Origin of the sequence: Mesorhizobium sp. BR1-1-16 (assembly GCF_020165495.1) — a bacterium.
Lineage (GTDB): Bacteria > Pseudomonadota > Alphaproteobacteria > Rhizobiales > Kaistiaceae > Kaistia.
Genome location: NZ_JAIUIE010000002.1, coordinates 521409 through 535398, shown reverse-complemented (window position 1 = coordinate 535398; position 13990 = coordinate 521409). Strand labels below are relative to the sequence as shown.

The following is a 13990-nucleotide window of genomic DNA, read 5'->3' as shown; positions in this document are numbered from 1 at the left end:
GGGATATGGCAACGCGGTCAATTCCGAGCACGGGCGAAGATCCTGTGCGGCCAATGACGCGAGGCGAAAAGAAAGTCATCTTCGCGTCATCGCTCGGTACCGTCTTCGAATGGTACGATTTCTATCTCTACGGCTCGCTGGCGACGATCATCGGCGCACAGTTCTTCAGCCAGTTTCCGAAGGCGACGGCCGACATCTTCGCGCTGCTCGCCTTCGCCGCCGGCTTTCTCGTCAGGCCGTTCGGTGCCCTCGTGTTCGGCCGCCTCGGCGATCTCGTCGGCCGGAAATATACGTTCCTCGTCACGATCATGATCATGGGCTTGTCGACCTTCGTCGTCGGCCTCCTGCCTGGCTACAACCAGATCGGCGTCGCCGCGCCGGTCATCCTGATCGCGGCGCGTCTGCTGCAGGGCCTGGCGCTCGGCGGCGAATATGGCGGCGCAGCGACCTATGTCGCCGAACACGCGCCGCATGGGCGGCGCGGATTCTATACGTCGTGGATCCAGACCACCGCGACGCTCGGCCTGTTCCTGTCGTTGATCGTCATTCTGTTCTCGCGCACGATCCTCGGCGAGGCGAATTTCGCCATCTGGGGCTGGCGCGTTCCCTTCCTGGTCTCGGTCGTGCTGCTCGGCATCTCGCTGTGGATCCGCCTGCAGCTCAACGAGTCGCCGGCCTTCCTGAAGATGAAGGAGGAAGGCACCCATTCGAAGGCGCCGCTCAAGGAGGCGTTCGGAAACTGGTCAAACGCCAAGATCGCACTGCTGGCGCTGCTCGGCCTCACCATGGGCCAGGGCGTCGTCTGGTATACGGGACAGTTCTACGCCCTGTTCTTCATGCAATCGATCCTGAAGGTCGATGGCTATACCGCCAATCTCCTGATCGCCTGGTCGCTGGTGCTCGGCACGGGCTTCTTCGTGTTCTTCGGCTGGCTCTCTGACAAGATCGGCCGCAAGCCGATCATCATGGCAGGCTGCCTGATCGCTGCCGTCTGCTATTTCCCGCTGTTCCAGGCCCTCACGACGGCTGCCAATCCCGCGCTGGAAAGAGCGCTGGATACCGTCAAGGTCGACGTCGTCGCCGATCCGGCCAGCTGCGGCAAGCTGTTCAATCCTGTCGGTACGCGGGTATTCACCGCGCCCTGTGACACGGCGCGCGACTTCCTCGCCAAGAACTCGATCCGCTATTCGACGACGGACGGGCCGGCGGGCAGCCCAGCCCAGATCATGATCAACAGCCAGCCCTTCCCCGCCTTCGATCCGACCGGCGCGGCCGATCTCAAAGCAGCGCGCGCCGACTGGGACAAGGCTACGCTGGCGGCGCTCCAGGCCGCCGGCTACCCGAAGGCGGGTGATCCCGGCATCGTCAAGATGACGAGCCCGTTCGACCTCAACAGGCAGGTTCTTGCCATCATCGGACTGCTGTTCATTCTCGTGCTCTTCGTCACGATGGTGTACGGCCCGATCGCCGCGGCACTGGTCGAACTGTTCCCGACCCGCATCCGCTACACGTCGATGTCGCTGCCGTATCATATCGGCAATGGCTGGTTCGGCGGCCTGCTGCCGGCAACGGCCTTCGCCATGGTGGCGCAGACCGGCGACATCTATTTCGGCCTCTGGTACCCGATCTTCTTTGCGGCCATCTGCTTCGTCATCGGCATGCTGTTCCTGCCCGAGACGAAGGATCGGGACATCTACGCCGACGATTGATCACGACGATCCGGGGTGGCGGCAGCGCCGCCCCGGCATCATACATTCTCCGAGACGGTGAGCCCGAACGGTAGCAGATGTGTGCCGCCTGGCTCCACTGCACGGCCCGAGACGAGCGCCGCCAGCATCTCGACGGCCCGCTCGGCCAAGGCTTCGATCGGCGTATCGATGACCGCGTCCAGAACGCCGTCGAGCAGAGCCGCGCGCGTCTCCGGGATCAGTTCATTGCAGACGGCGACGATATGACGGGCGGCACTCGCTTCGCGCAGCGCGGCGACCATGCCCGCCATACCGCCACCCGGCAGATAGAGGCCGGCCAGATCAGGATTGCGCTTCACGAGTTCCAGCGTCCCCTCATAGGCAAGGCCGGGATCCTCGAGATTGGAGACGGATTCGAGCAGCCGAAACGTGGGCGCGTGCTCACGGAAATAGGAGCGGAAGCTGATCTCGGAGAGTTCATGGCCGAGAAAGCGATGGCTGCCGACGAGAACTCCGACGCCGCCGGGCTCCCGCGCGAGGCGGCTGATCACCCAGGCAGCGGTGCGGCCAGCCTTGCGATGATCGATGCCGAAATGGCCGGCGACGGGGGCCGAGAGTTCCGAGAGCAGCGTCACCACCGGAATACCGCGCGCCGCGAGGTCCATGACGGCCTCGGTGACGGTCGGATGATCGGCGGCGACGATAGAAAGCCCATCCACCCGCGTGCCGAGAGCGCGCATGTCACGGGCGACGGTGGCGGCCGAGATATCGTCGACGAATTCGACAACCGGGCGACCGCGCAAATGCGTCAATCGCCGCGTCGCGCCGGTCAGCGCAGCGGAAAGGTTGCGATAGAAGGAATCGCCGCGCCGCTGCAGCAGGAAGCCGAAGCTCTTTTCCGTCGGCGCCTCGTCGAGGCGGCGGCGCAGCAGGCCGGCGCCGTGATATCCGATCGCTTCGGCCGCCGCGAGGACACGCGCCGCCGTCTCATGCCGGACCCGCGCACGCTTGTTGAGCACGCGATCGACGGTGGCGACACCGACGCCGGCGGCCCGCGCGACATCGTCGATGGTCGGCCGGCGCGGCGATGGGTCGGTGATGGTTTCTATCATGGCGTTGACGGAGGCCGCTGATCTTCCCTGATAGATTCCATCATAGTGCCATTGTCGCCAATCACTAGTCTCGCTAGATTTCCTCCAAAGAACAACGAGGGCCAAAGGCTCGGCCGGCATGGCAGGAGGAAGCCCATGGCAGCGCAAGACATTTCATCCGACTATCAAAAGCGCGACTATTCGCTTGTCGGCTTCGAGACGCAGCGCGCAGTCGAGCGCGGCCTCGCGACCGCGCAGTGGTATCAATGCCCGATCGGCCGCAAGGAGCTGAAGGAGCTGATGCGCCGCTCCGATGGGCCGGCGCTCCGCGACACCGCGATCTGGTTCGGGGCGCTCGCTCTGTCCGGCCTCGGCGGCTGGTATTTCTGGGGCACGTGGGCCTGCATCCCCTTCTTCCTCGTCTATGGCGTGCTTTACGGCTCGGCCTCGGATTCGCGCTGGCATGAATGCGGCCATCGCACAGCGTTCAAGACGACATGGATGAACGATGTCGTTTATGCGATCGCCTGTTTCATGATCCTGCGGGAGCCGACCGTCTGGCGCTGGAGCCATACGCGGCATCACACCGATACGATCATCGTCGGCCGCGATCCCGAGATCGCCGTGCCAAGGCCGCCGGACATTCTCGGCCTCGTGCTCAACATCTTCGCGCTGAAATCCGCCTGGAGCCTCGCCAAGAAGCTGACGCTTCACGTTCAGGGCAGGCTCGATCCCGAAGAGGCAACCTTCATCCCCGAGATGGAGCGGCCGAAGGTGTTCCGCGAGGCGCGGATCATGGCCGCCATCTTCATCGGCGTGGCGGTGTGGTGCATCGCGATCGGTTCGATCCTGCCGGCGATGTTCATCGGCCTGCCGAGCATCTATGGCGGGTTCATGACGATCTTCTTCGGCCTGACGCAGCATGCGGGGCTCGATGAAGATGTGCTCGATCACCGGCTCAACAGTCGCACGGTCTATATGAACCCGGTGTTTCGCTTCCTCTATCTCAACATGAACTATCATGTTGAGCATCACATGTTCCCGATGGTGCCCTATCACGCCCTGCCGCGTCTGCATGAGGCGATCAAGGATGATTGCCCGACGCCGTATGCAAGCTGCTGGGCAGCCTATCGCGAGATCATCCCGGCCCTGCTGCGCCAGCGGCGCGAGCCGGGCTGGTATGTGAAGCGGCAATTGCCGAGCCATGTCGCGCCGCTCGATGTCAGCGCGGCGGGCGCTGTTGCCGCCGAATAAAAGCCTTTGGGAGGATCAATGCCGACCGCCATTGCCACGCGCTGGGTCGAGGCCTGCGCCGCCGACGAGATCGACGAGGAAGATGTCATCCGCTTCGACGAGGGCGGCCGCACCTTTGCGATCTACCGCTCGCCCGACGACGTCTATTTCGCCACCGATGGGCTCTGCACGCATGAGAAGGTCCATCTTGCCGATGGGCTGGTGATGGACAGCATCATCGAATGTCCGAAACATAATGGCCGCTTCGACTACAAGACCGGCAAGGCCAAGGGCGCACCGGTCTGCGTCGATCTGAAGACCTACCCGGTCAGGGTCGAAGACGGCAAAGTGCTCATCGGCCTCGATTGAACGCATCATGACCGAACGCATGGTGGTGATCGGCGCAGGCGAAGCCGGCGCGCGCGCGGCGGTGGCGCTGCGCGAAAACGGCTTTGCCGGCACCATCACCGTCGTCGGCGACGAACATCACCTGCCCTATGAACGGCCGCCGCTCTCGAAAGCCGTTTTGACCGGCCCCGATGAACCGGCGCCGCCGCATATCCTCGACGAAGCGCGGCTCGCGGCGCATAGCGTCGACCTGCTGCACAGTACGGCAGCGACCGCCATCGATCGCGACGCGCATCGCGTTGCCCTCGAAGGCCGCGATCCCCTGCCCTATGACCGGTTGCTGATCGCCACCGGCGCCCGCGCGCGCCGCCTCGCCGTTCCGGGCGCCAGCCCCGAGACGGTGCATTATCTCCGCAGCTTTACCGAGGCACTGGCGCTGCGACGCCGCCTTGCGCCCGGCCACCGGCTCATCGTGATCGGCGGCGGCTTCATCGGACTCGAGCTTGCCGCCGCCGCCCGCGCCCGGGGGGCCACGGCTACAGTCATCGAGATGGCGCCGCGCCTGCTCGGCCGGGCAGTTCCGGCGGCGCTGGCGGCGCTGATCGCCGCGCGGCATGAGGCCGAAGGCGTGCGTCTCGTGCTCGGCGCCACGATTGCGCGGATCGAGAGCGCCGCCGAGGGCCGCCGCGTCGTGCTCGGCAATGGAGATACCATCACGGGCGATACGATCATTGCCGGTGTCGGCGCGCTGCCGGAGATCGCGCTAGCCGAGGCGGCCGGGCTTGCGATCGACAATGGCATCGCGGTCGATGCGCATCTTGCCACTGATGATCCCGATATCTTTGCCGCTGGCGATTGCTGCTCGTTCCCGCACGCGCTCTATGACGGCCGCCGCATTCGCCTGGAAGCCTGGCGAAACGCGCAGGACCAGGGCAATGCCGTCGCCAAAGCGATGCTCGGCGCGAACGAGCGTTATGAGGCCGTGCCATGGTTCTGGTCCGACCAGTATGATCTGACGCTGCAGATCGCAGGCCTTTCCGATCTGGCGACGAGGACCGTGACGCGGGATCTTGGCGATGGCGCGCGGATCGACTTTCACCTCGCTGCCGATGGCCGCCTTGTCTCAGCCAGCGGCCTCGGCCCCAATGGCAGAATTGCGCGCGATGTCAGGCTCGCCGAGATGCTGATCGCCCGCCGCGCCCGGCCGTCGGCATCCGATCTCGCTGACCCGCAGATAAAGCTAAAGTCGTTGATGGTCTAACAATCTCCAGGCTATGGTCGCGGCTCGATCGACTGCTACAAGTGACGCGAGACCATAGACGAGAGCCGTGCCATGAATGATGCCCCTGCCCCTCTCGGTGCCAAGGACCGCCCCGACCTTTCGCGCTTCGATTGGGCCGATCCGTTCCGTTTCGAGAGCCAGCTGACCGATGAAGAGCGGATGATTCGCGACGCGGCCGCCGCATTCGCCGCCGATCGTCTAGCCCCCCGCATCGAGGAAGCCTATCTCGACGAGGTCACCGATCCCGACATCTTCCGCGAGATGGGTGAGCAGGGCCTGCTCGGCGTCACCGTGCCGGAGGCCTATGGCGGCGCCGGCGCCAGCTATGTCGCCTATGGTCTCGTGGCGCGCGAAGTCGAGCGGGTCGATTCTGGCTATCGCTCGATGATGAGCGTGCAATCCTCGCTGGTGATGTATCCGATCTATGCCTATGGCAGCGAAACGCAGCGCCAGGCCTATCTGCCGAAGCTGGCGCGCGGCGAGTTGATCGGCTGCTTCGGCCTCACGGAACCCGATGCCGGCTCCGATCCCGGCGGCATGATCACCCGAGCGACGAAAACCGAGAGCGGCTATCGCCTCAACGGCGCGAAGACGTGGATTTCCAACAGTCCGATCGCCGATGTCTTCATCGTTTGGGCAAAGTCCCAGGCGCATGGCGGCGCCATCAGGGGCTTCATCCTCGAAAAGGGCATGAAAGGCCTTTCGGCACCCAAGATCGGCGGCAAGCTATCGCTCCGGGCCTCGGTTACCGGCGAAATCGTCATGGATGACGTCGAGGTCGGTGAGGAGGCGCTGCTCCCCGGCGTCTCCGGGCTCAAGGGGCCGTTTGGCTGCCTCAACCGCGCGCGCTATGGCATTTCCTGGGGCGTGCTCGGCGCGGCCGAGGATTGCTGGATGCGGGCGCGCAGCTATGGCCTTGAACGCAAGCAGTTTGGTCGGCCGCTGGCGCAGACGCAGCTTTTCCAGAAGAAGCTGGCCGACATGCAGACCGAGATCGCGCTGGGATTGCAGGCGTCGCTCCGCGTCGGGCGCCTCATGGACGAAGGCGAAGCGGCGCCGGAGATGATCTCGCTGGTCAAGCGCAACAATTGCGGCAAGGCTCTCTCCATCGCCCGCGAGGCGCGCGACATGCATGGCGGCAACGGCATCCAGATCGAATATCACGTGATGCGTCATGCCCAAAACCTCGAGACCGTAAACACCTATGAGGGTACGCATGATGTGCATGCGCTGATCCTTGGCCGGGCGCAGACCGGGCTGCAGGCCTTCTTCTGACAACGATGACGCCGCCGCTTTCAGGCCTTCGGGTCATCGAACTTGCCCGTATCCTGGCTGGTCCCTGGATCGGCCAGACGCTCGCCGATCTCGGCGCCGACGTGATCAAGGTGGAGAGCCCTGAAGGCGACGATACGCGCCGCTGGGGGCCACCCTTCATCACGCATGGCGGCGAGACGACAGCGGCCTATTTCCACGCCTGCAACCGCGGCAAACGCTCGGTCATCGCGGATTTCGCGACGCCGGAGGGCGCGGCGCTGGTGAAACGGCTGGTCTCCTCCGCCGATGTGGTAATCGAGAATTTCAAACTGGGCGGGCTCGCCAAATATGGGCTCGACTATCAGAGCCTTGCCGCGCTCAATCCGCGTCTCGTCTACTGCTCGATCACCGGCTTTGGTCAGAACGGCCCCTACGCCGCCCGCGCGGGCTATGACTTCCTGATTCAGGGCATGGGCGGGATCATGGACCTGACCGGCGATCCACAAGGAGAGCCGCAGAAGATCGGCGTTGCCTTCGCGGATATCTTCACCGGGCTTTACGGCGTCATCGCGATCCAGGCGGCGCTGGCGGCGCGCGAAGCGACAGGGCTCGGCCAGCATATCGATCTTTCTCTGCTCGACTCGATGACCGGCGTGCTCGCCAACCAGGCGATGAACTTCCTCGCGACCGGTATCAGCCCGACCCGCCTCGGCAATGCTCATCCGAATATCGCGCCCTACCAGACCTTCGCGGTCTCGGACGGCCATTTCATCCTCGCGGTCGGCAATGATGGCCAGTTCGCGCGTTTCGCAGGCGTCGTCGGCGCTCCGGAATGGGCGAGCGACGAGCGCTTCGTCTCGAATGCCGCCCGCGTTGCCAACCGCGCTCAGCTCACAGCACTGATCGGCGCGAAGACCGCGGCATGGACGCGCGACGCGCTGCTCGCGGCGCTGGAAGCGGCCGGCGTGCCGGCCGGGCCGATCAACACCGTCGCCGACGTCTTTGCCGATCCGCAGGTCATCGCACGCGGCATGCAGATCGCACCGGATGGCGTGCCGGGCGTGCGCACGCCGATCACCATGTCAGCTTCGGATCTCGCGTTGGATCGCCGCGCGCCCTGCCTTGGCGAGCATACAGCTGAGGTGCTTGCCGAGCTCGGGGCGCGCGAGGATGTCAGTCGCAGTTGATCATCCACGGGATGTGGTAGCGATCGGACAGCATGCCGAAGCCCTTGGCAAAGAAGCTCGGGGCGAACGGCATGAAAACCTGACCACCCTCGGAAAGCGCATCGAATGCCGCACGCCCTTTTTCGAGATCCTCGACCGCGACCGAGACTGAAAAGCCCTGTGGCTGGAAATAGCGGCCGGGAGGCGCGTCGGAGGCGTGGATGACGCCATCGCCGAGCTTCAGCAGGGCGTAGAGGATCTTGTCACCCCAGTCCGGCGGCACCATCGCGGCTGCGGGCGAACCGGCATAGCGCGCCAGGGTCTCGACGCTTGCGCCGAAAAGGCCGGCATAGAATTCGAGCGCTTCTTCGCAATTACCGTCGAAGAAGAGATAGGGGCTGGGTGTCATGGCGATCCTCCGGAGTTCTTCCCAAGGACGCAGAGCCTGGCCCCGCCCCGACAGGGCGGCAAGATAAAATCGCGGCTACGCTTCCGGCAGCAGATCGAGCCGCCGCGCGGAGCGGGCGCGGCGGAAGCGCTGGCGGAGCGCGCGGCCGCTCGCTGGATCACGCGGGGCGATGAGTGGGCCGCGCGGGGCAACCAGCGCGCGCGCCACTGCGAAATCGCCATCGAACCAGCCTATGCCGACCCCGGCGATCAGGCCCGCGCCGAGCGCCGACGCGTCGGCCGCCGCAGAGTTCACGACCGGCAGTCCCGTGACATCGGCGAGAAGCTGGGTCCAGAACGGGATGCGCGAGCCGCCGCCCGTGAAGACGATCCGCTTGCGCGCGCCGACCGAAGCGAGGAGATCGATCGAGGCGGCGACATCGGCCGTGACGCCCTCGACGATGGCGCGCAGCATATGGCCGCGGCCATGCTTCATCGAAAGGCCGAGAAAGGCGCCGCGCGCCTCGGTGTCGAAGGCAGGGCTGCCGGCACCCGAGAGATAGGGCAGGAAGACGAGCCCTTCGCTGCCTTCAGGAACAGCGCTTGCCTCCGTCGTAACCGGCCCGAACCAGGACGGGTCAGGCTCGGCAAGACCGGTCGCGAGGCTCGCCAGCCAGTTGAGCGCGCCGCCGCCGCCGAAATGCGAGCCGATCGCATAGAGCATGCCCGGATCGAGCGAGACATTGATGTTCATCGCCCCGAGAAGGGCCGGCTCGACACGCTGCAATCCGGCGATCACCGTGGCGCTGGTGCCGATCGTCAGCGCGACATCGTCGGCAAGATCGATGCCGGCGGCAAGCAGCGTCGCGGCCATGTCGGCAGCGCCGGTGACGACGGGCACACCCTCCGGGATGCCAAGCGCTGTGGCAGCTTCCGCCGTCAGCTTGCCGGCGACCGACTGCGAGGCCTGCAGCGGAGCGAGCTTGGCACGATCGATCCCCGCCGCGTTGGGCAGTGTCTGCGACCACGCCCAATTGACGGGGTCGAAGAGCATCGTATTGCCCGAGTCAGTCGGGTCGCTTGCAATGAGCCCCGTCAGGAAGTGGCGAACATAATCCTTCGGCATCAGCACGGCGCGCGTCGCCGCCCAGATCTCCGGATGATGCGCGCGCCACCACAGAAGCTTTGGCAGAATGAGATGCGTCGCCGGCAGGTTGCCGGAGCTTGCGGCCAGGGCCGCAACGACATCAGCGGAGATGCTCTCCGCTTCAGCAGCGGCGCGGCGATCGGTGATGGTGTGGCAAGGGCCGAGCGGCCGGCCGGCGCCGTCGACCAGCACCGGCGCGCTCATATGGCCGGAGAGCGATATCGCCTCGATGCGGCCGTCGAAGCCGGCCAGCGCCGCGCGGCAGGCAGCGATCGCCGCCTTGACCCAATCATCCGGGTCCTGCTCTGACCAGCCGTCGCGTGGCTGACGCGTCGGATAGGCGGCGCGGCCAGAGGCGAGCACCGTCGCATGGGCATCGACGATCACCGCCTTCACCGAGGAGGTGCCGATATCGATACCAACAACCGCACGCGTGGTCATGCAACCTGTTCCCTTTGGCGATGGCTGATTGTCGAGGCAGCGTGCGCGGCCGGCAAGGGTGCTATTTCACCGCGCCTTCGGTGAGCCCCGCCACGAACCAGCGGCCGACAAAGGCGAAGAACACGATGACCGGCAGGACCGAGAGCGAAGCCCCGGCAAGCAGCAGCCCCCAGTCGATCTGATACTGGCCGATAATGCCGGAAAGGCCGACGGGCAGCGTGCGTTTCGCATCCGAAATGATCAGCACCGACGCGAAGAGATATTCGGTCCAGCTGGCGACGAAGGCAAAGATCGCGATCGCCGCGATACCCGGCCTGAGCAACGGGATCAGCACATGCACCACCGTCTTCCAGCGGCCTGCGCCGTCGATCGCCGCTGCTTCCTCGAGCTCACGCGGCAGCGAGGCGAAGAAGGTGCGCATCATCCAGATCGAGAAGGGCAGCGCGAACGTGACGTTGACCAGCACCAGCGCGAGATCGGTGTCGATGAGGCCGACCTTGGCGAACATCAGATAGATAGGGATCAGGATCACGATCGATGGGAAGGCATAGGCCACCATGATCAGCCGATAAAGAAAATCGCGGCCACGGAATTCGAGGCGGAAGAATGCATAGCCAGCCATCAGCGCGAGGATGACCGTGACGAAGGCCGACGAGGCCGCGACCAGCACCGAATTCAGGAAATAGGTCGGGAAGGCCGAGGTTTGCAGCAGCTTCTGATAGTGCTGCAGCGTGAAGCTGTGCGGAAACCAGGTCGGCACGCGATTGATGATCTCGCGCGGCAGCTTGAACGAGGAGGTTCCGACCAGCCACATCGGGGCCAGCACGACGAAAGCCAGCGCGAAAACCGCGAGCGCCAGGACCAGCCAGCTGAGAGGACCGCGCTTCATCGACCCGTCTCCTTCGGCGCCAGGCGATCGAGCAGCACCAGAGCGAGGCCGATCATCAGCACGCTGGCGACCACCGACATCGCGGCCGCATCACCCATCCGATAGGCTTTGAAGGCCGTCTCATAGATGAGAACGGGCAGCGTCTCGGTGCCGCCAGCCGGGCCACCAGCGGTTAAAAGCCAGATGATGTCGAAGACATTGAAGGAGAGCAGCGTCCCCATCACGGTGAGTACCAGCAGCGTCGGCTGCAGCAACGGCCAGGTGATGGCGCGGAAGCGCGCCACCGCGCCGGCGCCGTCGACGGCCGCCGCTTCATAGATATCGTTCGGAATGCGCTGGAGGCCGGCGAGCAACATGATGGCCACGAAGGGGAACCAGCGCCATGAATTGATCAGGATGAGGCTGGTCATCGCAGCGGGCCCGCTGGCGAAAAATCCCATGGGGCGATCGATGATGCCCAGCTGGATCAAAAGCGGGTTGACCATGCCGCCGGAGGGCGACAGCAGCCAGCGCCAGATGATGACCACAACGACCGTCGGGATGATCCAGGTCAGGATGATCCAGACGCGGGCGACGCGGACGCCCGGGAATTTCTCGTTGAGAACCAGAGCCGCGGTGAGCGCCAGGATGGTCTGCACGACAGCATTGCCGACGACCCACACGACCGAGATGCCGAGCGCATGCCAGAAGGTGCCGTCGGTCAGAACGCGGGCATAATTGTCGAAGCCGGCAAAAGGACCGTCCGAGCCGATCACGCGGATATCGCGCAGGCTGATATTGATCGCCGAGATCATTGGCACAATCAGCGTCGCGGCGAGCAGCCCGAGCGGCAAGGCAAGCAGAAGGACGGCGATGCGCCGGTCGTCGCTGCGGCCTGATGAGTTTGGCTTCGATGCCATCGGTCTGTCGGATCCTTGGAAGCGGCGCTTGCGTCGGCAGGTCCGGCGCGCGACGCACCAGAGGGCGGACAGGCAGCTGGAAAAACGGCGGCGGATCTCGCGATCCGCCGCCGAAGACTTTGACTACTTGGTTGCTTCGATCATCTGGGCCTGGCCCGCCTTGACGGCAGCGGCCGGATCCTCGCCATTGATCACGACCTTCTGCAGCGTCTCAGCCAGGATGTTCTGGGCCGAGATCGGGCCGATGGCCGGGAAAACATGACCGCCGGTGAAGCCGAACAGCATGCCGGCATGCGAATTGGCGATCATCTGCTCGACCTGCGGCTTGTACTTGACGACCAGCGGATCGCTCCAGAACGTCGTCGACTTCGCGCCGTCGGCGGTGACCGGCAGGAACAGGCCCGGTTCCATGTTCAGGAACTTGCCGTAATTCTCCGGCTCCAGCAGGAAGGCGATGAACTTCTTCGCCGCATCGCGCTTGGCAGCGTCCTTGGCGAGGATGATCGCGGCATTCGAATAGGCGATGGTCGACGAGCTCTTCTCGCCATCGGCATGGGGAACCGCCGCGACGCCGAGATCGGCCGCATCGCCGCCGCCCTGCTGGTCATAGGTCGAGATGACCGAGAACTGCAGGATCGAGGCGCAGGTTTCCGACGCGAAGCAGGCTTCCGCCTCGCCCCAGGTCCAGTTGGCCGCGTCGGGCGAGGAGAACTTGTAGAGGTCCTTGTAGAATGCGTAGGACTCGACCGTCTTCGGATTGTCGAAGCGCAGCGTGCCATCGGCGTTGAAGAGTTCCGAGGCGCCGTTATTGACCATGACCGCATAAGTCGTCTGGTCTGTATAGAGCTGCTTGTTGGCTGGCAGGCCGACGCCGACGACGCCGTCCTTGGAGAGCTTCTCGGCGGCTGCCTTCCACTCGCTCCATGTCGTCGGCACGGCGATACCCGCGTCGGCGAAAGCCTTCTTATGATACCAGAAATTGAGGCTCATATTGTAGAGCGGCACAGCCCAGACGCCGCCGTCATAGCTGTAGGGCTCGACGGTCGCGGGGATGAAATGGTGCTTCTCGTCGAGCTCCTTGACGAAGTCGGCAACGCTGTCGAGCTGGCCCGCCTTGCGGATAACCGTGGTGAAATCCGGAATGGCGAACAGGATGTCCGGCGCATTGCCGGCTGCCATGGCCGCAGGGACCTTGGCATAGACCTCGCCCCAGCTCTGCGGTTCCTGGCTGACCTTGATGTCAGGATTGGCCGCGTTGAACGCATCGATCAGCTCCTGCACGCGCTGAACGCGATGCGGCGGCTGCTCCATGTGCCAGATCTTGACGTCGGTCACCGCCAGAGCCGGCAGAGCGCCGAAAACGGTCAGCGCGAGCGCGCCGGCCAATGATTGTCCCTTGAAACGCATGGTCTTTCCCTCTGTGGCCGCCCTCTTCAGAGGTGCGGATTGCGCGCCTTGTAGATCTCCGTCAGCTTCGCGTTGTTTTCCGCCGCACCCGGCATATTGGCGCTGAGATAGACCGGGGCGGGGTGGCCTTTGCGTTCGAGGTCGATCGCGACCTCGACGAGGAGAGCGTTGAGCAGAGCGGCGCCGAGCACCGTCGAGACCGGACCGGCGGTGACACCGTCGCGGATGATGGCGACCGCGTCGCCGGGAGGTGCGCCGGTATCGAGCACGAAGTCGCCGAGATCGGCGAGCCGTTCACGCCCGTTGGCGGCGGCGGTCGAATAGGCGACAGATGTCACGGCGATCACCTTCGCGCCGCGCGCACGGCCGAACCGGGCCGCTTCGACGGGCGCTGCGTTGACGCCGGAGGTCGAGAACACGATCAGAATATCGGCCGGGCCGATCGGATAGCGGCTGAGCACGATATCGGCGAGGCCGGTGAGGCGCTCAAGCTGCGTGCTGGCCATCGCGCCTTCATGCAGCATCACGGCCGTCGCCAGCACAGGCACGACGCAGGCGAGCCCGCCGGCGCGGAAATGGCCTTCCTCGGCCATCATATGCGAGTGGCCGGTGCCGAAAATGTAGATCAGCCCGCCCTTGGCAACCGCGTCGGCAGCGGCCTCCGCGGCCGCAGTGATCGTCGCAGCCTCGCGGCGCGAAGCGATCTGGAGCAGCAAGACGGCTTTGGCGAGATAGTCGGTAGCAGCGGTCATGAAAAT

The 13990-nt window shown here is 64.9% G+C and carries 13 protein-coding genes; 6 read left to right on the top strand and 7 right to left on the bottom strand.

Going from position 1 to position 13990, the window contains the following annotated elements:
- Positions 1-53 precede the first annotated feature (53 nt).
- Positions 54-1709: an MFS transporter gene (locus LB518_RS08345; protein ID WP_224575600.1), complete on the top strand. Its 1656-nt coding sequence runs from the start codon at positions 54-56 to the stop codon at positions 1707-1709.
- Between the two features lie 38 nt (positions 1710-1747).
- Here the strand turns inward: LB518_RS08345 and LB518_RS08340 are convergent, their stop codons facing one another.
- Positions 1748-2800, bottom strand: a complete 1053-nt coding sequence (locus LB518_RS08340) for a LacI family DNA-binding transcriptional regulator (protein ID WP_224575598.1) — start codon at positions 2798-2800, stop codon at positions 1748-1750.
- Positions 2801-2950: 150 nt separating this feature from the next.
- Here LB518_RS08340 and LB518_RS08335 point away from each other — a divergent pair, with 150 nt between their 5' ends.
- The 5 genes from LB518_RS08335 to LB518_RS08315 all read left to right on the top strand — a co-directional run bounded on the left by LB518_RS08335 (position 2951) and on the right by LB518_RS08315 (position 8083).
- Positions 2951-4033, top strand: a complete 1083-nt coding sequence (locus tag LB518_RS08335) for a fatty acid desaturase family protein (RefSeq protein WP_224575783.1) — start codon at positions 2951-2953, stop codon at positions 4031-4033.
- Positions 4034-4063: 30 nt separating this feature from the next.
- Entirely contained in the window at positions 4064-4381 is a 318-nt protein-coding gene (locus LB518_RS08330) for a MocE family 2Fe-2S type ferredoxin (RefSeq protein WP_224575781.1), read from the top strand.
- 7 nt (positions 4382-4388) lie between these two features.
- Positions 4389-5621 carry an NAD(P)/FAD-dependent oxidoreductase gene (locus tag LB518_RS08325; RefSeq protein ID WP_224575588.1) on the top strand — a complete coding sequence of 411 codons (1233 nt, stop codon included), beginning with the start codon at positions 4389-4391 and terminating at the stop codon, positions 5619-5621.
- A gap of 72 nt (positions 5622-5693) precedes the next feature.
- Positions 5694-6917 (top strand): acyl-CoA dehydrogenase, encoded by a 1224-nt coding sequence (locus tag LB518_RS08320; protein WP_224575586.1) that lies wholly within the window; start codon positions 5694-5696, stop codon positions 6915-6917.
- A gap of 5 nt (positions 6918-6922) precedes the next feature.
- Positions 6923-8083 (top strand): CaiB/BaiF CoA transferase family protein, encoded by a 1161-nt coding sequence (locus LB518_RS08315; RefSeq protein ID WP_224575584.1) that lies wholly within the window; start codon positions 6923-6925, stop codon positions 8081-8083.
- Here the strand turns inward: LB518_RS08315 and LB518_RS08310 are convergent.
- The 6 genes from LB518_RS08310 to LB518_RS08285 all read right to left on the bottom strand — a co-directional run bounded on the left by LB518_RS08310 (position 8070) and on the right by LB518_RS08285 (position 13984).
- Positions 8070-8471, bottom strand: a complete 402-nt coding sequence (locus tag LB518_RS08310; RefSeq protein WP_224575582.1) for a VOC family protein — start codon at positions 8469-8471, stop codon at positions 8070-8072. The two genes, LB518_RS08315 and LB518_RS08310, sit on opposite strands and share 14 nt — an antisense overlap.
- Positions 8472-8546: 75 nt before the next feature.
- Positions 8547-10037 carry a xylulokinase gene (locus tag LB518_RS08305; protein ID WP_224575580.1) on the bottom strand — a complete coding sequence of 497 codons (1491 nt, stop codon included), beginning with the start codon at positions 10035-10037 and terminating at the stop codon, positions 8547-8549.
- 61 nt (positions 10038-10098) lie between these two features.
- Positions 10099-10926 (bottom strand): carbohydrate ABC transporter permease, encoded by an 828-nt coding sequence (locus tag LB518_RS08300; RefSeq protein WP_224575578.1) that lies wholly within the window; start codon positions 10924-10926, stop codon positions 10099-10101.
- Entirely contained in the window at positions 10923-11825 is a 903-nt protein-coding gene (locus LB518_RS08295) for a carbohydrate ABC transporter permease (protein WP_224575576.1), read from the bottom strand. The genes LB518_RS08300 and LB518_RS08295 overlap by 4 nt, the downstream gene beginning before the upstream one ends.
- A 123-nt stretch (positions 11826-11948) precedes the next feature.
- Positions 11949-13232, bottom strand: a complete 1284-nt coding sequence (locus LB518_RS08290) for an ABC transporter substrate-binding protein (protein ID WP_224575574.1) — start codon at positions 13230-13232, stop codon at positions 11949-11951.
- A 26-nt stretch (positions 13233-13258) separates the two neighbouring features.
- Positions 13259-13984 (bottom strand): sugar isomerase domain-containing protein, encoded by a 726-nt coding sequence (locus tag LB518_RS08285; protein WP_224575572.1) that lies wholly within the window; start codon positions 13982-13984, stop codon positions 13259-13261.
- Between the last annotated feature and the right edge of the window lie 6 nt (positions 13985-13990).

Excerpts from the sequence above, each read along its gene's own strand:
- LB518_RS08345 (WP_224575600.1), top strand. The coding sequence starts at position 54 with ATGACGCGAGGCGAAAAGAAAGTCATCTTCGCGTCATCGCTCGGTACC.
- LB518_RS08340 (WP_224575598.1), bottom strand. The coding sequence starts at position 2,800 with ATGATAGAAACCATCACCGACCCATCGCCGCGCCGGCCGACCATCGAC.
- LB518_RS08325 (WP_224575588.1), top strand. The coding sequence starts at position 4,389 with ATGACCGAACGCATGGTGGTGATCGGCGCAGGCGAAGCCGGCGCGCGC.
- LB518_RS08320 (WP_224575586.1), top strand. The coding sequence starts at position 5,694 with ATGAATGATGCCCCTGCCCCTCTCGGTGCCAAGGACCGCCCCGACCTT.
- LB518_RS08315 (WP_224575584.1), top strand. The coding sequence starts at position 6,923 with ATGACGCCGCCGCTTTCAGGCCTTCGGGTCATCGAACTTGCCCGTATC.
- LB518_RS08310 (WP_224575582.1), bottom strand. The coding sequence starts at position 8,471 with ATGACACCCAGCCCCTATCTCTTCTTCGACGGTAATTGCGAAGAAGCG.
- LB518_RS08305 (WP_224575580.1), bottom strand. The coding sequence starts at position 10,037 with ATGACCACGCGTGCGGTTGTTGGTATCGATATCGGCACCTCCTCGGTG.
- LB518_RS08300 (WP_224575578.1), bottom strand. The coding sequence starts at position 10,926 with ATGAAGCGCGGTCCTCTCAGCTGGCTGGTCCTGGCGCTCGCGGTTTTC.
- LB518_RS08295 (WP_224575576.1), bottom strand. The coding sequence starts at position 11,825 with ATGGCATCGAAGCCAAACTCATCAGGCCGCAGCGACGACCGGCGCATC.
- LB518_RS08290 (WP_224575574.1), bottom strand. The coding sequence starts at position 13,232 with ATGCGTTTCAAGGGACAATCATTGGCCGGCGCGCTCGCGCTGACCGTT.
- LB518_RS08285 (WP_224575572.1), bottom strand. The coding sequence starts at position 13,984 with ATGACCGCTGCTACCGACTATCTCGCCAAAGCCGTCTTGCTGCTCCAG.